The sequence below is a fragment of the Promicromonospora alba genome (assembly GCF_042654905.1).
Taxonomy (GTDB): domain Bacteria; phylum Actinomycetota; class Actinomycetes; order Actinomycetales; family Cellulomonadaceae; genus Promicromonospora; species Promicromonospora alba.
Window position 1 is genome coordinate 1 of the sequence record NZ_JBHSFI010000004.1, and the last position, 18,271, is coordinate 18,271.

Sequence of the window (18,271 nt, forward strand, 5' to 3'; positions counted from 1 at the left end):
CTCGACGGGCTCGACCACCGGTGGTCGAGCCCGTCGAGACCGGACAGGCGCTCTACTTCGCGGACCGTCGTGTCAGAGGGACGCGAGGGCCTCGTTGAACGTCTTGCTCGGGCGCATCACCGCGTTGACCTTGGCCTCGTCCGGGCGGTAGTACCCGCCGATGTCGGCAGGCTTGCCCTGGACCGCGAGCAGCTCCTCCACGATCGCCTGCTCGCTCGCGGCGAGCGCCTCGGCGAGGGGCTTGAACGTGGCGGCGAGCTCGGCGTCGTCGGACTGCGTGGCCAGCTCCTGCGCCCAGTACAGGCCGAGGTAGAAGTGCGAGCCGCGGTTGTCGATGGTGCCGAGCTTGCGGCCCGGGGACCGGTCCTCGCCCAGGAACGTCCCGGTGGCGCGGTCGAGGGTGTCGGCCAGGACCTGGGCCCGGGCGTTGCCCTCGTTCACCGCGAGGTGCTCGAAGGACGCGGCCAGCGCGAAGAACTCACCGAGCGAGTCCCAGCGCAGGTAGTCCTCCTCGACGAGCTGCTGGACGTGCTTCGGCGCGGAGCCGCCGGCGCCCGTCTCGAACAGGCCGCCACCATTCATCAGCGGCACGATCGACAGCATCTTCGCCGACGTGCCGACCTCGAGGATCGGGAACAGGTCGGTGTTGTAGTCGCGCAGCACGTTGCCGGTCACGGAGATGGTGTCCAGGCCCTGGCGGATGCGCGCCAGCGAGAACGCCGTGGCCTCCGACGGGTCCATGACGTGGATCTCGAGACCCTCGGTGTCGTGCTCCGGCAGGTACTGCTCGATCTTCTTGATCAGGTTCGCGTCGTGCGCGCGGCGCGAGTTGAGCCAGAACACGGCGGGGGTCGCGGAGGCACGGGCCCGCGTGACGGCCAGCTTGATCCAGTCGCGGATCGGGGCGTCCTTGGTCTGGCAGGCGCGCCAGACGTCGCCGACGCGAACCGCGTGCTCGATGAGGACGTCGCCGGCGCCGTTGACGATGCGCACGGTGCCGTCGGCAGCGATCTCGAACGTCTTGTCGTGCGAGCCGTACTCCTCGGCAGCCTGCGCCATGAGGCCGACGTTCGGGACGGAGCCCATCGTGGCCGGGTCGAGGGCGCCGTTAAGGCGGCAGTCGTCGATGACGGTCTGGTAGATGCCGGCGTAGGACGAGTCGGGGATCACCGCGAGGGTGTCGGCCTCTTCGCCGTCGGGCCCCCACATGTGGCCGCCGATACGGATCATGGCGGGCATCGAGGCGTCGACGATCACGTCGGACGGTACGTGCAGGTTGGTGATGCCCTTGTCGGAGTTCACCATGGCCATCTTCGGGCCGTCGGCCAGCGCGGCGTCGAACGCGGCGCGGATCTCGGCGCCGTTCGGCAGGGACGCGAGCCCGGCGAAGATGCCGCCGAGGCCGTCGTTCGCCGACAGGCCGGCGTCGGCCAGGTCCTGGCCGTACTTCTCGAAGACCGGCTTGAAGAAGGCCTTCACCACGTGGCCGAAGATGATCGGGTCGGAGACCTTCATCATCGTCGCCTTGAGGTGCACGGAGAACAGCACGCCCTCGGCCTTGGCCCGCTCGATCGACTCGAGCAGGAACGCGTCCAGCGCGGCGCCGTCGATGAACGTGCCGTCCACCACCTCGCCGGCGAGGACGGGCAGCGACTCCTTGAGCACGGTGACGGTGCCGTCGGCGGCGACGTGCTCGATGCGCAGGGTGTCGTCGGCCTCGATGACCACCGACTTCTCGTTGGAGAAGAAGTCGTCGTGGCCCATGGTCGCGACGTTCGTCTTCGAGTCGGGCGTCCACGCACCCATGCGGTGCGGGTGCGCCTTCGCGTAGTTCTTGACCGACGCCGGTGCGCGGCGGTCGGAGTTGCCCTGGCGCAGCACCGGGTTCACGGCGGAGCCCATGACGCGGCCGTAGCGCTCGCGCGCGTCCTTCTCGGCGTCGGTCTCGACGCTCTCCGGGAAGTCCGGCAGGTCGTAGCCGAGGCCCTGGAGCTCGGCGATGGCGGCCTTCAGCTGCGGCAGCGAGGCCGAGATGTTGGGCAGCTTGATGATGTTGGCGGACGGGTCGTGCGCGAGCTCACCGAGCTCGGCGAGCGCGTCGGCCTGACGCTGCTCGTCCGTGAGCCGCTCCGGGAACTGCGCGATGATCCGGCCGGCGAGCGAGATGTCGCGGGTCTCGACGTCCACACCTGCCTTTGCCGCGTATGCCGAGACGATCGGCAGGAACGAGTACGTCGCCAGAAGCGGGGCTTCGTCCGTGTGGGTATAGATGATCTTGGACATGGGTGTGGCTGACTCCCCGGGTTATTGGAATGTGCCGATCTCTCGACATCAAGATACCTGAGCCGACCCCTCGTCCCGGAATCGCGAGACGCACCTCACGTCACACCTTCCCGTGGGTCGAGCTTGTCGAGACCTGGCGGGTCTCGACAAGCTCGACCAACGGGAGCGCTCGATCAATGGGTACGTTGGGTGCGAGTCAGACCAGGCCCAGGGAGCGGACGGCGTCGCGCTCCTCGGCCAGCTCGGCGACGCTCGCGTCGATCCGCGCGCGGGAGAACTCGTCGATCTCGAGGCCCTCGACGATCTTCCACTCGCCGGTGCCGTCCGAGGTCACGGGGAAGGAGGAGACGAGCCCCTCCGGGACGCCGTACTCGCCGGAGGACCACAGACCCGCCGAGGTCCAGTCACCCTCGGGCGTGCCGAGCGTCCAGTCGCGGACGTGCGCGATCGCAGCGTTGGCCGCCGACGCCGCCGACGAGGCCCCACGCGCCTTGATGATCGCCGCCCCGCGCTTGGCCACGGTCGGGATGAAGTCGTCGGTGAGCCAGGTCGTGTCCGCGGCGATCTCGGCGCCCGGACGCCCGCCGACCTCCGCGTGGAACAGGTCGGGGTACTGCGAGGCGGAGTGGTTGCCCCAGATCGTCAGCTTCTTGATGTCCGCGACGGCGGTCCCGGTCTTTGCCGCGACCTGCGAGAGCGCGCGGTTGTGGTCGAGCCGGGTCATCGCGGTGAACCGCGTGGCCGGCACGTCGGGCGCGTTCGTCGCCGCGATGAGCGCGTTGGTGTTCGCGGGGTTGCCGACCACGAGCACGCGGACGTCGGAGGCGGCGCCGTCGTTGATGGCACGGCCCTGCGGGCCGAAGATGCCGCCGTTGGCCTCCAGGAGGTCCGCGCGCTCCATGCCGGCGCCGCGCGGGCGGGCACCGACAAGGAGGGCCACGTTGACCCCGTCGAAGGCCTTGACCGGGTCGTCGAAGATCTCGACGCCGGCCAGGGTCGGGAAGGCGCAGTCGTCGAGCTCCATCGCCGTACCCTCTGCGGCGGCGACGGCCTGGGGGATCTCGAGCAGGCGGAGCCGCACTGGCGTGTCCGCGCCGAGCATCTCGCCCGCGGCTATGCGGAAGAGCAGCGCGTACCCGATCTGGCCAGCGGCTCCGGTGACGGTGACATTCACGGGTTCAGTCATGACCCCACTCTTGCATCGACCGGCCCGCCTCGCCCAGCCCCCACGCAACATCCGTACGCAGGGCCCCGGCGGCCGTCGAAGACCGGACCTAGACGATGCCGTAGGGCACAGCATGAGTACGGTGAAGAAAATACCTGCGTGCATTCAGGTATTGCTCAGCCAGGTAATGGCAGGATGTGCGCGACATCGCACGCACGCCGCCACAACGCGCACCGAATCGGTGTGCCACTGAAAGGATCTGACTTCATGTCCCAGGACCTCGCCGCGACCCGCGGCGTCACCGAGGTCGAGGAGCGGTCTCCGAGCCTGCTCGTCCGCCTGCTCGCCGAGACCTTCGGCACGTTCCTGCTGACGATCGTGATCGTAGGGCTGCTCGTCTACGGCCCGCTGAACTCGGCCCAGGCGCTCGGCGTCGCGCTCGGTGGTGCCTTCGCGTACATCGCGGGAGCCGCTGCAGTCGGCCGCGTCTCCGGCGCGCACTTCAACCCGGCGATCTCGCTGGGCGCCTGGCTCGGTGGGCGCATCTCGATCAGCGCCATGTTCAGCTACTGGGGTGCGCAGCTCGTCGGCGCCATCCTGGCCGCCGCAGTGCTCTTCCTGACGCTTCCCAACCCCCTCGTCGAGCTGCTCGGCAAGGAGAACACGTTCGGCGTCTTCAGCTCGGCGGTGAACGGCTTCGGGGAGCTCTCCCCGCTCTACCTGCAGACGCAGGGCGGGGCTCAGTTCGACTGGTTCCCGGCGCTGCTGGTCGAGGTCATCATCTCCGCGGTGCTCGTGGGCGTGTACCTGGGCGCCAACGACCCGCGCCGCCCGATCGGCTACGGTCCGCTTGCCGTCGGTAGCGCCATCGCCGCGCTGACCCTGGTCTCGTGGTTCGTCACCAACACCGGCATGAACCCTGCTCGCTCGACCGCCGCCGCGATCTTCGCGAACGAGTGGGGCCAGCTCTGGCTCTTCTGGGTCGCCCCGCTCGTCGGTGCCGCCCTGGCTGCCCTCTTCTACCGTGCGTTCGGCTCGGACGAGACCGCGGAGACGGAGGAGCTGGACCTCGACGAGGACGACGACGATCTCGATGACGACGACGTCGTAGTGGTCGAGGAGACGGAGCTCGTCGCCGTGGAGACCCCCGCCAAGGCGGAGGCCGAGGCTGAGGCCACCACGCCCGAGCCCGCGAAGAAGGCCGACGACAAGGCCTGATCCACCGCAGTACCTGCACGACGCCGGGGCCGCACCCTCCGTACGGGAAGTGCGGCCCCGCCGTCGTGCGGGCCCTGTGCAGACCGTGCGGCGATCGGCAGCCGTTTGCCGGGTCGGCGCTCCCCGGCGCTACGATCCCGGATCATGGCCGACAAGAAGCAGACCCCCGGTGACGAGCCGGAGCCGGCTACGGAACCCGAGACGGCCGACCCGGCGGACGGCGCAGAGGACGACCCTGCGGGCGACGTCGTAGACGACGCTGCGGAGGGCGCTGAAGCCACGCCCGCCTCCCCCGACGCCGATGTCGACGCCGACACCGACACCGACACCGACACCGACGTCGCTGACGATGACGACTCCGTCGACGAGCGACCCACCGGCCCCTTCCCGACCCGCGTCGGCTGGGTGGTCGCCGCGTTCCTGCTCTTCTGGCCGCTGGCGATCCCGGCGCTCGTGCTGTCGATGCGGACCGCCGAGGCCAACGGCACGGGCAACGTCCGCCGGGCCGAGAAGTCCTCCGTCCGCACGCTCGACTTCGCCCTGGGCGCCGTCACGCTGGGCGTGCTCGGGATCGTCGGTCTGGCCGTCGGCATAGTGGCCGCTCCCACCTATGCGTCGTCGCTCCCGGCGGGGTTCGTCTCGGCGGTCCGGTCGTTCGTCCCGCCGGCCCTGGCCGGCCCGCTCGGCATCACACTGTCCGACGACGGTGCAGAGGTCGCCGCGCCGACGTCGTCCCCCAGCCCGAGCGACGACCCGTATGCCGACCCCTTCAATCCTGACCCGTCGGCCACGGACCCGTACGCGGACGTCCCGGCGGACGACCTCGAAGAGACGCCCGAGGCCGACGACGAGACGGATCCCGCCGTCGAACCGGTCCCGGAGCTGGACGAGACCGCAACGGCCGGGGCGGAGATCCCCGACCTCGCGGTGGGCGACTGCTTCGACACGTCGGCGACGTCGGGCCAGACCACGCTGTACCGGATCCCGGTAGTCCCCTGCAGCACCGCGCACGGCGGCGAGATCTACGCCGAGACGACGGCGCCCGACAGCCTCGCGCGGAACGGCGACGCGCCGACGCAGCAGGCGCTCTGGGACGCGGCCGACGCGTACTGCTACCCGGAGTTCACGAAGTTCGTCGGCATGCGGTGGGCCAGGTCGGAGCTGCTGTACTGGCCGATCGCGCCGTCGGAGGAGAGCTGGGCCGAGGGCGACCGTCGCATCCTGTGCGTCGTCGAGTCGGAGCAGCCGGTGACGGGCTCCCTCAAGGGCGCGGCTCGCTGAGGCACGCAGGGCGGCACGGGCCGCCCGGCGGGGCGGCTGCCCGGCGGAACGACGTCAGATGCTGGGCGTCGCCACGGCGAGGATGCCGATCAGCACCGCTGTCGCGCCGTACAGCACTATGTCGACGGTCCGCGTGCGGATGACGAGCCCGACCGGGCTGTCGAGCACCGCGCGGAAGATCGCGCAGACCACGAGGACCACGCCGATGCCGATCGCCCCGACGCGTGCCCCGGCGGTCATGCCGAGGATCACCGAGAGGGCGACGCCGAGCAGCACGAGCCAGATCGCGAGATTGCTGCGCTGAGGCTCGGATGACGTCATGTCGGATGCCTCGCCGCTGGAGGGCTCACTGCGGTCGAGCTCCTGGCTGGTCGTCGTGGTGGCACTCGTCAGACGTGCCTCTCCGGTTCGTTCGAGCGTAGCCGTTCCGGCGGTTACCGGCTCGAGGAGCGCCGTAGCGCCACCCGGTGCGCTGGAGGCAGTCCGCGTCTCACTGAGATCCACGGCACGAGACTACAACCGAAACGTCGCGATTCTGCAGAGCCGTGACCTGCTTGCAACCTGAATACCTGTCCGTTCCCAGGTTGGCGGCCCTCCCGGCTACCGTGAGGTCTATGCCCACGCCTTCAGCACAGGTCCCCAGCAGCGTCGTCATCGTGGGCGCGGGACTGGCCGGCGCGCAAACCGCCGCGGCGTTGCGGAAGCACGGTTTCGAGGGTCACGTGACGCTGCTCGGCGCGGAGGGTCTGCCGCCCTACGACCGGCCGCCGCTGTCCAAGGAGCTGCTCAAGCGCACGGAGCCGCTCTGGCTCGCCGACGACCTCGGCATCGACCTGGACGCCCTCACCGACGACCTCCGGCTCGCCGATCCGGCGGTCCGTCTCGCGGTGGACCGGGAGCGTGTGGTGGTGCGGACGGCGTCGGGGGACGACGTGACGGCCGACGTCGTCGTGCTCGCCCTCGGCAGCGAGCCCGTCCAGCCGGCGGGCTGGGACGCCGCCGTCACCCTGCACACCGCCGCGGACGCCGAGCGGCTTCGCGCGGCCCTCGTGCCGGGGATGCGGCTCGTGGTGGTGGGTGCCGGCTGGATCGGGGCGGAGGTCGCAGGTGTCGCCGCCGGTGCCGGCGCCCGCGTCACCGTGGTGGAGGCGGGTCCGGTGCCGCTGGAGCGGCAGCTCGGCCGACGGGTGGGCGGCCTGGTCGCCCCCTGGTACGACGCCGCAGGGGTCACCCTGGTCACGGGCGTCGCCGTCGACCAGGTGCTGCCCGGGTCGCACGAAGGCACGCAGGACGGCGCGCGCGTGACGCTGGCCGACGGCCGCGTGCTCGAGGCGGACCTGGTGCTGGCGGCGGTCGGTGCGCGGCCGGCGTCGGGCTGGCTCGCCGGCTCCCTGCCGCGTGAGTCGAGCGGCGGGCTGCGGGTCAACCGCGCGGGCCGGTTCATGGGGCTGCGCTCCCCCACCGACCCGGCGGGCGGGCTGCACCTCGACGCGCTGCGCCGGGTGTGGGCGGTGGGCGACATCGCGACGCGCGAGCACCCGGTGTTCGGGCCGGTGCCCGGCGGGCACTGGTCGGCGGCCCTGCACGACCCCGACGTCACGGTCCGTGCCCTGCTCGGCCTCGACGAGCGCGCCGCCGAGCCGGAGCGGGTGCGCGCGCGGCTCGGGCTCGCGCCGATCCCGGCGCACGCGCCGTACGTCTTCTCGCAGCAGCTGGGGCACGACCTGGCGCTGTTCGGCGCGCCGTCCCCGTTCGACGAGGTGGTGCTGCGGGGCGACCCCGCGGCGTCGGGCGGCTGGGCCGCGCTCTACCTGGAGAACGCGCTGGACCGGCATCCCCGCCAGACCACGGACGGCCACCGGGTGGCGACCGTCCGGGCGGTGCTGCTGGTCGACTCACCCCGCGAGGTGGGGCAGGTGCGCAAGCTGATGAACCGCGGCGTCCCGCTGGAGCTGGACCTGGAGCGCGCCCTGGACCCGGCGACAAAACTGAAGGACACAGTCGTCTGAAGCGGGTTGCCGAAGTAGAGCGGGTGTCCGGACGCCCGCTCTACCTCGCGCGCCGAGCGACCGCGAAGTAGAGCACCTGTCCGGACAGGTGCTCTACTTCGGCGAACCGGGTGGGTCAGTGGGCGAAGTGGCGGGTGCCCGTGAGGTACATCGTCACGCCGGCCGCCTCGGCCGCCTTGATGACTTCCTCGTCGCGGATCGAGCCGCCCGGCTGCACGACGGCGGTGACCCCGGCGTCGAGCAGCACCTGCAGGCCGTCCGCGAACGGGAAGAACGCGTCGGACGCCGCGACGGCGCCCCGGGCGCGCTCGGCGCCGTCGGCCAGGGTGTTGGCGCGCTCGACCGAGAGGCGGCACGAGTCGACACGGTTCACCTGGCCCATGCCGATACCGACCGCCGCGCCGTCCTTGGCCAGGAGGATCGCGTTCGACTTGGCGGCCCGCACGGCCTTCCAGGCGAAGGCGAGGTCGGCGAGGACCTCGGGTGACGCGGCCTCGCCGGTCGCCAGCGTCCAGTTCTCCGGGGCGTCGCCGTCGGCCTGGAAGCGGTCGGTCGCCTGCATGAGCAGCCCGCCGGAGATGGGCCGGGTCTCGACGGCGCCGGACGGCGCCTCCGGGACGACCAGCAGGCGGATGTTCTTCTTGGCCTGCAGGATCTCCAGCGCCTCCGGCTCGAAGCCGGTCGCCACGACGACCTCGGTGAACACCGGGGCGATCTGTGCGGCGGCAGCCGCCGTGATCACGCCGTTGGCAGCGATCACGCCGCCGAACGCGCTGACCGGGTCGGTCGCGTGGGCCCTCGCGTGCGCCTCCGCGATGTCAGCGCCGACGGCGATGCCGCACGGGTTGGCGTGCTTGATGATCGCCACCGCCGGACCCTCGTGGTCCCAGGCGGCCCGCCATGCGGCGTCGGCGTCGACGTAGTTGTTGTAGCTCATGGCCTTGCCGTGCAGCTGCTCGGCCTGGGCCAGGCCCTTGACCCCGTCACCGCGCGTGTAGAGGGCGGCCCGCTGGTGCGGGTTCTCGCCGTAGCGGAGCACGTCGGACCGGTCCCAGGTGCCGCCGATCCAGGCGGGGAAGCCGGACTGCTGCGGCTCGCCGTCGACCGTCACCTCGTCGGTGGGCGACACGACGTTGCCCATCCACGAGGCCACGGCGACGTCGTACGTCGCCGTGTGCACGAACGCCTGGGCGGCGAGCGCCTTGCGCTGCGCGTACGTGAAGCCGCCGGCACGGACGGCGTCGACCACGGCGGAGTAGGCGTCGGGGTCCACGACGACCGCGACCGACGGGTGGTTCTTCGCCGCGGCGCGCACCATGGACGGCCCGCCGATGTCGATCTGCTCGACGACGGCGTCCGGCCCGGCGCCCGACGCGACGGTGGCCGCGAACGGGTAGAGGTTCACGACGACCAGCTCGAACGGCGCGATCTCGAGCTCGCCAAGCTGGTCGAGGTGGTCCTGCTTGCGGGTGTCGGCCAGGATGCCGGCGTGCACGCGCGGGTGGAGGGTCTTGACCCGGCCCTCGAGGCACTCGGGGAACCCGGTGAGCTGCTCGACCGGGGTGACGGGGATCCCGGCGTCGGCGATCCGCGACGCGGTGGAGCCGGTGGAGACCAGCTCGACCCCTGAGTCGTGCAGGGCGGTGGCGAGCTCGATCAGGCCGGTCTTGTCGTAGACGCTCAGCAGGGCGCGCCGGACGGGGCGCTGCGAGTCGTCGGTGAGCTGGACATCGGGTACGGACGGGGCGCCGGACATGGCGGTTCTCCTCGGAGTAGCTTCGCGGAAAACCCTGGCACCCAGGCGGGCGGCGCGCATCACGGGTCGCTCGGCCGCTCCCCGGTGGTGACCCACCCTCGCCAGTCACGGCCACCAGAAGTGTAGCCCGGCGTCAGTACACGTAGCGGTGGACGGTCTCCGGGTGGATGACGACGCGGGTCAGCTCAGTGGCGAGGATCCCGGCGAGGCCGGCGGCCCTGGCCGGGTCGCCGAGGTCCCAGTAGCGCGCCGCGAGCCGGGAGGCCAGGTCGGGCGCCCCGCCGGTCTCGACGGTCGTGGGTCCGGCGACCGAGATCCAGCGCTCACGCTCCCCCACCGGTGCGGCGACGACCAGAGAGGCGCGCGGGTCGCGGGCGAGACGCCGCATCTTCAGGGAGCCGGGCTCGGTGAAGAACTGGACGGCGCCCTCGGCCGTTGCCTCGAACCAGATGGGCCGGGGCTGGGGCGGCTGCGTCCCGCCAGCGACGGACAGGAACCCGTGCAGGGGGCGGGCGAGAAACTCGAGGTCCTCGGTGGTCAGGCTGGCGCTGTTGGTCATGACAGCGATTCAACGCCGCCGAGCCGGACGGATCCATGGGCGATCAGCCGGATTGCCTTTGTGATCGTCTAGCCTCGGTGGATGGACTCGTTCGGTGACCTCTTCCGCGGGATGCGCGCCCAGGGCTCGCTGTTCGGCAGCTCGACCCTGTCGCCGCCCTGGGCGCTGGACTTCGTCGACGGCGCGCCGCTGACGCTGTGCGCGGTCATCAGCGGAGCCGGCTGGATAGTCACCGAGGGCCAGCCGCCGGTGCAGCTGCACGCCGGCGAGACGGCGGTCGTGCGCGGCCCCGCGCCGTTCCTGTTCGTCGACGAGGTCGGCACGACCGCGGAGCCGGTGGCGTGCGGCGAGCACTGCGCGGTGCCCGAACAGGGCGGGACCAGGTACCGGCGCGGCTGGAGCGACTGCGGCGAGGGCGCGACGACGCTCGTCGTCGGCGCCTACCCCGTGCGCGGGGAGATCAGCCGGCGGCTGCTGGACGCGCTGCCCGTGGTGCTGCGGGTCGGGGCGGGCGGCGCGAGCGACGCCGTGCTGGACCATCTCGCCGCCGAGGTCGCCGCCGACACCCCGGGGCAGCAGGTGGTCCTGGACCGGCTGCTGGACTGGTTGCTGGTCTGCGCGGTACGCGACTACTTCGACCGGCCCGGCGGTGAGCCCCCGGCCTGGTACGCCGCCCAGCGGGACCCCGTGGTCGGCGACGCCCTGCGCCTCCTGCACGCCGAGCCGGCGGCGCCCTGGTCGGTCGCCACGCTGGCCACCCGGACGGGGGTGTCGCGGTCCACCCTGGCCAAGCGGTTCGCCGACCTGGTGGGTGAGCCGCCGCTGACCTATCTCACCGGCTGGCGCATGACGCTCGCCGCCGACCTGCTGACCGAACGCGAGAGCGCGACGGTCGCGGAGGTCGCCCGCGTCGTCGGCTATTCCGACCCGTTCGCCTTCAGCGTGGCGTTCAAGCGGGTCCGCGGCATGAGCCCGAGCGCGTTCCGGCGCACGGGCGCGCCGGCCCGGAGCGCATAGCGCTCAGGCCGGGATCCGCACCTCGAACCGCAGCAGCTCCCAGGCCCGCGCCGCTCTGGGGACCCGCTCGGCCGCGCCGACCCCGGACAGCCCGCCGGCCACCATCGAGACGGCGAGCAGCAGATCGTCCGACGTCGTCCCGGGCGGGACGTCGCCGGCAGCCGTCGCGTCCTCGAGCCGGGTCCCCAGCGCGACGGCGACCCGGTCACCCAGGCCGGCCAGCCGCCCGTCAGGCGCGCCTGACCGGACCAGGTCCACGAACCCGACCGACTCGACGGCATGCCGCGTGACCAGCCCGAGCAGGTCGGGCAGACCGACGCCGGGGGCCGACGCGAGCTCCTCCACGGCGGCGACCTGCTCCTCGAAGACGGCGACCACGAGGTCGATCCGCTCGGGGAAGTGCCGGTAGAGGCTGCCCTGCCCGACGCCCGCGCGCTTGGCGACCGCACTCAGCGGCGCGCCCGTCCCGGCGGACCCGAAGACCTCACGAGCCGCCGCCAGCAGCGCGGCGCGATTACCTGCCGCGGCGCGCGGCCCCAGGTTGGGCACTCCCCCGCGGCGCGCGGGTGCGTGCGGGACGTCGCCGCGCCGAGGGTCACGAAGTACACCGGTCATGGCGCTATCCTAGATACCGGACAACACTGTCCGGTATCGTCCCCGTCCCAGGAGCGCACCATGGCACTGACCGTTCACTCCACCGTCGGCGAATGGCTCGACCACCCGGTCGGTGGTCAGATCCTCGCCGGCTTCCTCGCGCAGGGCGGCGCGACGCCGGACTCGCTGGCCCCCGCCCGCGGCCTGCCGCTGGGGCAGCTCGTCGCCATGTCCGGTGGCAAGTTCCCCGCCGAGGCGCTCGACGCCCTGGTCGGGGCCTACCAGGAGGCGGCACCCGACGAGGCCGCCGAGGCGGACGCGGACACCGCCAGCGGGCAGCCCGCCGGCTGGGTCGAGCAGCTCACCCCCGGCCGCTTCGCCGGTCAGACGGTGATCGTGACGGGTGCGGCGTCCGGCATCGGCCGGGCCGTCGCCACCCGCGTGGCACGCGAGGGCGGCCGGGTCGTCGCGGCCGACATCTCCAAGGAGAAGCTCGACGAGCTCGCGGCCACGCTGACCGACCTCCCCGCCGGGGCCGAGGTGATCCCTGTCGCCGGCGACATCTCCGACCAGGGCGACGTCGAGCGGATAGCGCTCGCCGCGGGCAACCGCATCGACGCGCTGGCCAACGTCGCCGGGATCATGGACGACATGTCCGCGATCCACGAGGTCAGCGACGACCTGTGGGAACGCGTGCTGCGCGTGAACCTGGAGGGCACCATGCGGCTGACCCGCGCCGTCGTACCGAGCATGCTGGCGGCGAAGGAAGGGCGCATCGTCAACGTCGCCTCCGAGGCCGGGCTGCGCGGCTCGTCCGCCGGCGTCGCCTACACCGCCTCCAAGCACGCGGTGGTCGGCCTGACCAAGTCGTCCGCGGTGATGTACGCGAAGAGCGGCATCCGCACCAACGCCGTCGCGCCCGGCGGCGTCGCCACGGGCATCCACGTGCCCGGCGCGGCCGAGTTCGGCGCGCCGGTCCTGCGGCCCTACCAGGGCAACATCCCGAGCCTGGCCATGGCCGAGGAGCTGGCCGCCTCGATCACCTTCCTCCTGTCGAAGGACTCGGTGAACCTCAACGGGGCGATCATCGCCTCGGATGGCGGCTGGTCCGCCGTCTGACGGCTTCGGACCGGGTGGCCGACGGCGGACGCGGCGTCGGCCACTCGACCACGTCGGCCGCCCAGGTGCCGGGCAGGCCGACGTGCCACAGCGGGCGCACGAGGAACAGGGCGAGGAACAGTAAGGCCCACCCGGCGGAGAACACCCACATCGCGGGCCCGATCCCCAGGCTCGCGAGGAGCAGGCTGCCCACGAGCGGCGCGGTGGGCCCGGCCACCAGGCCGGTGAGCCCCATCGTCGCGGCCATCCGGCCCTGCACGGCTCCCGGCGTGATCGCCGTGACGTAGGAGAGCAGCCCGGCGTTCAGCGCCGGGGCGAAGAACATCATCCCGGTCAGCGCCGCGACGAAGCCCCAGAACGTCGGGTACAGCGCCATCGCGACGACGGCCACCCCGGAGACCCCGAGCGTCATGGCCGTGAGGACGCCCACGCGAACCCGCTTGACGAGCACGCCGGCGAGGAACGACCCCGCAAGCACCCCCACCCCGACCGCGGTGTTGATGAGACCGATGAGCGCCGGCGTCGTCCCGATGCTCACCAGGTGCAGGTTGATCGCGACCATCATGCCGTTGAGCACGATGTTGACCAGCACGAACAGCCAGATCATCGTGCGCAGCAACGGCACGCCGAAGACGTAGCGCAGACCCTCCCTGAGCGCCGCGAGCGGATGCTCCGCACGGGCGGCCCCGAGGTCCCCGTTGAGTGGCTCGCGCACCAGGGACGTGGTGACGACCGAGACCAGCCGGCCCGCCACCGACACGACGAACGGCAGCACGGAGCTCATGCCGTAGAGCAGCCCGCCGAGCGGCCCCTGGAGGAGGGTCGCCGCGGCATCGCGGCCCTGCGCCACGGACACGGCCTGCCCCAGCTGCTCCTTGGGCACCACGGCGTGCAGGGCTGCGATCCCGGCAGGATCCATGAGCGAGCCGACCATCGACGACACGAACAGCGCGGCAGCCAGGTGCGGGGCCGTGATCGAGAGCCCGTCGACCAGCCCGGCGACCACCACGCTCAGCCAGGCGAGCGCCGCGACCGCGCTGCCGATCATGATGAGCCGACGGCGGTCCACCCGGTCCACGATCACGCCGGCCGGCAGCGCCATGAGCACCGACCCGAGCTGGCCGACGAACGAGATCACTCCCGCCTGTACCACCGAGCCGGTGGTCCCGTAGGCGGCGAGCGGGACGGCGAAAGCGCCGACCGCGGCACCGACGTCCTCCGCCGTCGCCCCGGTCAGGAGCAGGCGGTAGGAACGGTTCTTCCAGAGGCCGGTCGCCGCTCCCCCTGTCGCCGGGCGGGTGGCGCCCGTCGCTCGATCCGTTGCCTCGTCGGTCGTCATGACGTCACCCTAGATTCCGCAACTTATATTGCGCAATAGCCATTGCGCATTAGTCCTTGCGGAACGTTGCTAGCCTGAGGCGATGGCATCGAAGGAGCCCTTCCGCATCACCGAGCCGGAGACCATGCGGGCGCTGGCCCACCCGCTGCGGCAACGGATCATGGTCGAGCTCAACGTCCGCGAGCACGCTCGCGCGGCCGACCTCGCCAGGACGCTCGGAGAGCCGGCGAACTCGATCAGCTTCCACCTGCGGGTGCTCGCGAAGCACCGGTTCATCGAGGAGGCACCGGAGCTCGCGCGCGACAAGCGCGACCGGGTGTGGCGGCCGCTCGTCGAGCGCTTTCTGGTCGACGGCACCGTCGGCCACGAGGAGCAGATGCTCGATCCGATCCTGCGCTGGACGCGGGACATGTTCCTCCGCGACCGGGACGCCCCGGGGGCCGAGGACGACTTCCACCAGGGCACCGCGAGCGGCGCCTTCTTCACGCGCAAGGAGGCGGAGGACATGACTGCCGAGGTCTTCGCCGTGATGGAGAAGTGGTGGGACCGGACCAGCGCGGCCAAACGCGCCGACCCGGACGATCCGGAGCGGAAGTACTACCAGGTCCTGTTCTCCGTCGGCCCGAGGGACCTCGCTGGAGAGCCCGCCCCGGAGAGCGCACCGGAGAGCTGAGCGGCGCCCGGCTCCAGCCCGGCTCCAGCCCTGCTCCAGCCCTACTCCAGCGCGTCGGCCGCCCAGGTGTCCGGCGTGCCGATCCGCATGAGCGGCCGCGTGCAGCCGAGCGCCAGGAGCACGCACGCCATCGCCCCCACCATCACCCACAGGCTGGTGCCGATGCCGAAGCCCTCCAGCAGTGCGCTGCCCAGGACGGGTGCGGCCGGCGCGGCGATCAGCCCGGTCAGCCCGAGCAGGGACGTGGCGCGGCCCATCATCCGGTCCGGGACGATCACCGTGAGGTACCCCGTGAAGCCCGCGTTGAGCGCCGGGTAGAGGAACACGCCGAACGCCAGCATCGCGACGAAGACCCAGTACGTCGGCACGAGCGCCATGACGGCCAGCGCGACGACGAGCAGGCCGATGGTCAGGAGCCCGAACCGGCCCACCCTGGTGCGCTGCACGATCGGTCCGGCGACGACGGCTCCCACCAGCATGCTGATGCCCGCACACGCGTCCACCAGCCCGATGAGCCGGGGATCGGTGCCGGTCCGGACCAGCTCCAGGTTGATGACCACGACCAGCGCGATCGCCGTGAGGTTCAGCAGGGTGATCAGCACCAGCACGGCACGGAAGAGCGGCACGGCGCCCACGAAACGCAGCCCCTCGCGCAGGTCGGCCAGCGGATGACTCAGCTCGGTCCGCTCCCGGTTGAGCGGCTCGCGCACGAGCGAGACCGCTACCGCCTCTATCGCGTGCCCGACCACGGAGGCCACGAACGGCAGCACGTGGGCCATGCCGTAGAGCAGCCCTCCGATCGGCCCCGCGAACAGCCCGACCGCCGCCATCCGCCCCTGGTTCACGGCCATGGCGTTCGCCATCTGGGCGGGCGGCACGACGGCGCGCAGCGCACCGCCCGACGCGGGGTTCACGAACGCGCTCACCATCGAGGAGCCGAACAGCACCGCCGCGAGGTGCCAGCCGCTCAGGGCGCCGGCGATGCCGGCCACCAGCGCCGTCGCCCAGAGGGCCGTTCCTGTGGCGGCGGCGAGCACCAGGAGCCGACGGCGGTCCACCCGGTCCGCGACGACCCCCGCCGGCAGGGTCGCCACCAGCGCGCCGACCTGGCCGATGCCGCTGATCAGGCCCGCCTGCGCCACCGAACCGGTGAGCCCGAACGCCAGCAGCGGCACCGCGAACGTGCCGACGCCCGCCCCGATCGCCTGGGCGAACCGCCCGGTGGTCAGGAGCAGGTAGGCGCGGTTACGCCGGAGCGGAACCTCCGGCGCGGGTTCGGTCTCGGCCGTCCGAGTCTCTGCGATCACGCCGCACAACGTAGTGGTCAGGTGTGTCGAGCGGGTGAAATGTCCATGCTTCAGCTCGCCACGCTCAGCGGCCGATCGACGCCTTCCGGCCAGCGACGTACAGGCCCTCGCGGGCGATGCGGCCCACCGTCTCGACGAGCAGCGCCCGCTCGGCGACCTTGATCCGCTCGGTCAGGGCCGGCTCGTCGTCGTGCTCCTGGACGGGCACGGCGGCCTGGGCGATGATCGGGCCGGTGTCCACGCCGTCGTCGACGACGTGGACCGTGCAGCCGGTGATCTTCACGCCGTGGGCGAGCGCGTCGCGCACGCCGTGGGCGCCCGGGAAGGAGGGCAGCAGGGCGGGATGCGTGTTGATGATCCGGCCCTCGAACCGCCGCACGAAGGTGGGCGCCAGGATCCGCATGAAGCCGGCGAGCACCACGAGGTCCGGCTGGAAGACCGCGACAGCCTCCGCGACACCCACGTTCCACGCGGCGCGGTCCTCGAAGTCCTTCGTCGAGACGACCACCGAGGCGACCCCCGCCTCGTGCGCGAGGTCGAGGGCGCCGGCGGCGGGGTTGTCGGTCACGACGCCGACCACGCGGGCGCCGTACGACGCCTCCCCGTGCGCGGCGAGCAGGGCGGCGAGGTTGGAGCCGAACCCGGAGACCAGCACGACGACCCGCTGGGACGACGTGGACTCGACGGGGTGACCGGAGGGCGTCTGCACGAGACCCAGCCTACGTCGACCGGCCCGGGTGCGGCGCCGTCAGTCGACACGCCACACGCTCAGGGTCGCCCGGTCCCCGCGGACGCCGTCCACCCCGATCGCGACCTTGTCGTTGAGCGTCAGCTCGCCTTTCGCCGCACCGCTCCAGGCCGCATACCCGTCACTCGACACGATGCTCCCGCCATTGGTGGAGAACGACCGGATGTACCCGCCCAGCTGAGCTGTGACGGACTTGTCGTGAACCCAGACCAGGACCTCGTAGGGCCCGCCGGACCCGCCGATCGAGAGCACGGTCCCTGACGTCACGCGCACCTGGCATCGCGCGTCCCGGCAGGCGCGGATGTTCGACCCGTCCGCCGGGTGGTCCGCGTTCGCGACGGCACGGTCGCGCACCTGCTGGTGGCGGATGCTCTGGACCAGCTCGTCGCGCATCTTCCGCACCGACTTCGCGCCGGGTGCGTCGGCATAGGTCTCGAGATACTCGCCGTACAGGGAACGTGCGTCGTTCAGCTCCTCGTCGGCCTGCTTGACCTGCGCGCAGCCCGCGAGCAGGTCGTCACCACGGTCGTCCGTCGACGCGATCGGCTCGGCGAGCTCCGGCTCGGTCCAACCGCCGCCGTGCAGCCACAGGTACTCCTCGCGGGCCGCGCAGGCATCCCAGGCCAGCGACTCCTCGTCGAGCGACTCGGTGAACCACTCCTTCTTGAATCCTCCGACGTAGACCGACATCAGGTCACGCACGGACGCCGACTCCTCCGGGTGCGCGGCGAGCGTCTCGGCCAGCTGCTCGACGGCTTGCTTCGGGTCGCGCCCCGGAGCGTCCCAGTCGCCGTACCCACTGCCGTACCCGACGCCGTTACCCGCGTCATCGGACAGCTTGAGCAGCAGGGCCGCGCGGACGGCACCCGCGTCAGCCCACCGCGCACCAGGGTGATCGAGGTAGTCGTCGAGACCGTCCGGCTCGAATTCCCCGTCGGAGCTGCGCGCGTCGAGAAGGACCTCGCACGCGCGACGACCCTGCACCGACACGTTGACGATGTCACCGGCCACGAGTCGGTGCGGCGACCCCAGCTCGTCGAGCACCTCGGTGGCTTCCCGGCAGTGGCCGTAGGAGTGCTGCTTGTCTGCCTGGTGCACCAGCTGAAGCGCCTCGGCCCGCACAGCGATGACGAGACCGCCCGTCGCGACCAGCACGACCGCGGCGGCCGCCGCGGTCACTACCCGCCACCGCAGGGCCAGAAA

16 protein-coding genes and 1 riboswitch are annotated in these 18,271 nt (G+C 72.0%); of the genes, 6 read left to right on the plus strand and 10 right to left on the minus strand.

The window, feature by feature from the left end:
- Positions 1–72: 72 nt before the first annotated feature.
- Both ACFO6V_RS10965 and ACFO6V_RS10970 read right to left on the minus strand, forming a co-directional pair.
- On the minus strand, positions 73–2,283 hold the full coding sequence (locus ACFO6V_RS10965) for an NADP-dependent isocitrate dehydrogenase (RefSeq protein ID WP_377135221.1): 2,211 nt from the start codon (positions 2,281–2,283) through the stop codon (positions 73–75).
- 196 nt (positions 2,284–2,479) lie between these two features.
- Positions 2,480–3,469, minus strand: coding sequence for a malate dehydrogenase (locus ACFO6V_RS10970; RefSeq protein ID WP_377135223.1), 990 nt, complete (start codon positions 3,467–3,469; stop codon positions 2,480–2,482).
- A 246-nt stretch (positions 3,470–3,715) separates the two neighbouring features.
- Here ACFO6V_RS10970 and ACFO6V_RS10975 point away from each other — a divergent pair, with 246 nt between their 5' ends.
- Positions 3,716–4,666 (plus strand): MIP/aquaporin family protein, encoded by a 951-nt coding sequence (locus ACFO6V_RS10975; RefSeq protein WP_377135225.1) that lies wholly within the window; start codon positions 3,716–3,718, stop codon positions 4,664–4,666.
- Between the two features lie 144 nt (positions 4,667–4,810).
- Positions 4,811–5,947 carry a septum formation family protein gene (locus ACFO6V_RS10980; RefSeq protein WP_377135227.1) on the plus strand — a complete coding sequence of 379 codons (1,137 nt, stop codon included), beginning with the start codon at positions 4,811–4,813 and terminating at the stop codon, positions 5,945–5,947.
- A gap of 54 nt (positions 5,948–6,001) precedes the next feature.
- On the opposite strand, the gene ACFO6V_RS10985 is transcribed toward ACFO6V_RS10980, so the two are convergent.
- Positions 6,002–6,268: a DUF3017 domain-containing protein gene (locus ACFO6V_RS10985; RefSeq protein WP_377135229.1), complete on the minus strand. Its 267-nt coding sequence runs from the start codon at positions 6,266–6,268 to the stop codon at positions 6,002–6,004.
- Between the two features lie 293 nt (positions 6,269–6,561).
- Between ACFO6V_RS10985 and ACFO6V_RS10990 the strand changes: the two genes are divergently transcribed.
- Entirely contained in the window at positions 6,562–7,956 is a 1,395-nt protein-coding gene (locus ACFO6V_RS10990) for an NAD(P)/FAD-dependent oxidoreductase (protein WP_377135231.1), read from the plus strand.
- Between the two features lie 115 nt (positions 7,957–8,071).
- On the opposite strand, the gene purH is transcribed toward ACFO6V_RS10990, so the two are convergent.
- Positions 8,072–9,712 carry a bifunctional phosphoribosylaminoimidazolecarboxamide formyltransferase/IMP cyclohydrolase gene (purH, locus tag ACFO6V_RS10995; protein ID WP_377135233.1) on the minus strand — a complete coding sequence of 547 codons (1,641 nt, stop codon included), beginning with the start codon at positions 9,710–9,712 and terminating at the stop codon, positions 8,072–8,074.
- Between the two features lie 32 nt (positions 9,713–9,744).
- A riboswitch (ZMP/ZTP riboswitch) is annotated at positions 9,745–9,831 on the minus strand.
- 14 nt (positions 9,832–9,845) lie between these two features.
- On the minus strand, positions 9,846–10,271 hold the full coding sequence (locus ACFO6V_RS11000) for a pyridoxamine 5'-phosphate oxidase family protein (protein WP_377135235.1): 426 nt from the start codon (positions 10,269–10,271) through the stop codon (positions 9,846–9,848).
- A gap of 81 nt (positions 10,272–10,352) precedes the next feature.
- Between ACFO6V_RS11000 and ACFO6V_RS11005 the strand changes: the two genes are divergently transcribed.
- Complete coding sequence (locus tag ACFO6V_RS11005; protein WP_377135237.1) at positions 10,353–11,288, plus strand: AraC family transcriptional regulator; 936 nt, start codon at positions 10,353–10,355, stop codon at positions 11,286–11,288.
- A 3-nt stretch (positions 11,289–11,291) separates the two neighbouring features.
- Here ACFO6V_RS11005 and ACFO6V_RS11010 read toward each other — a convergent pair whose 3' ends face one another.
- Complete coding sequence (locus ACFO6V_RS11010; protein ID WP_377135239.1) at positions 11,292–11,903, minus strand: TetR family transcriptional regulator; 612 nt, start codon at positions 11,901–11,903, stop codon at positions 11,292–11,294.
- A 60-nt stretch (positions 11,904–11,963) separates the two neighbouring features.
- Here ACFO6V_RS11010 and ACFO6V_RS11015 point away from each other — a divergent pair, with 60 nt between their 5' ends.
- Positions 11,964–13,001, plus strand: a complete 1,038-nt coding sequence (locus ACFO6V_RS11015) for an SDR family NAD(P)-dependent oxidoreductase (RefSeq protein ID WP_377135241.1) — start codon at positions 11,964–11,966, stop codon at positions 12,999–13,001.
- Here ACFO6V_RS11015 and ACFO6V_RS11020 read toward each other — a convergent pair.
- The gene (locus ACFO6V_RS11020; protein WP_377135243.1) at positions 12,967–14,340 is read right to left on the minus strand and encodes an MFS transporter; all 1,374 of its coding nucleotides are present in this window, start codon (positions 14,338–14,340) and stop codon (positions 12,967–12,969) included. The two genes, ACFO6V_RS11015 and ACFO6V_RS11020, sit on opposite strands and share 35 nt — an antisense overlap.
- 82 nt (positions 14,341–14,422) lie before the next feature.
- Between ACFO6V_RS11020 and ACFO6V_RS11025 the strand changes: the two genes are divergently transcribed.
- The gene (locus ACFO6V_RS11025) at positions 14,423–15,013 is read left to right on the plus strand and encodes a helix-turn-helix domain-containing protein (RefSeq protein WP_377135245.1); all 591 of its coding nucleotides are present in this window, start codon (positions 14,423–14,425) and stop codon (positions 15,011–15,013) included.
- Positions 15,014–15,054: 41 nt separating this feature from the next.
- Here the strand turns inward: ACFO6V_RS11025 and ACFO6V_RS11030 are convergent, their stop codons facing one another.
- The 3 genes from ACFO6V_RS11030 to ACFO6V_RS11040 form a co-directional block, all read right to left on the minus strand.
- On the minus strand, positions 15,055–16,320 hold the full coding sequence (locus tag ACFO6V_RS11030; RefSeq protein ID WP_377135247.1) for an MFS transporter: 1,266 nt from the start codon (positions 16,318–16,320) through the stop codon (positions 15,055–15,057).
- Positions 16,321–16,384: 64 nt separating this feature from the next.
- A complete protein-coding gene (gene purN / locus ACFO6V_RS11035; protein WP_377135249.1) occupies positions 16,385–17,029 on the minus strand; it encodes a phosphoribosylglycinamide formyltransferase in 645 nt (214 codons plus the stop codon).
- A gap of 39 nt (positions 17,030–17,068) precedes the next feature.
- Positions 17,069–18,247 (minus strand): hypothetical protein, encoded by a 1,179-nt coding sequence (locus ACFO6V_RS11040; RefSeq protein ID WP_377135251.1) that lies wholly within the window; start codon positions 18,245–18,247, stop codon positions 17,069–17,071.
- Positions 18,248–18,271 lie beyond the last annotated feature (24 nt).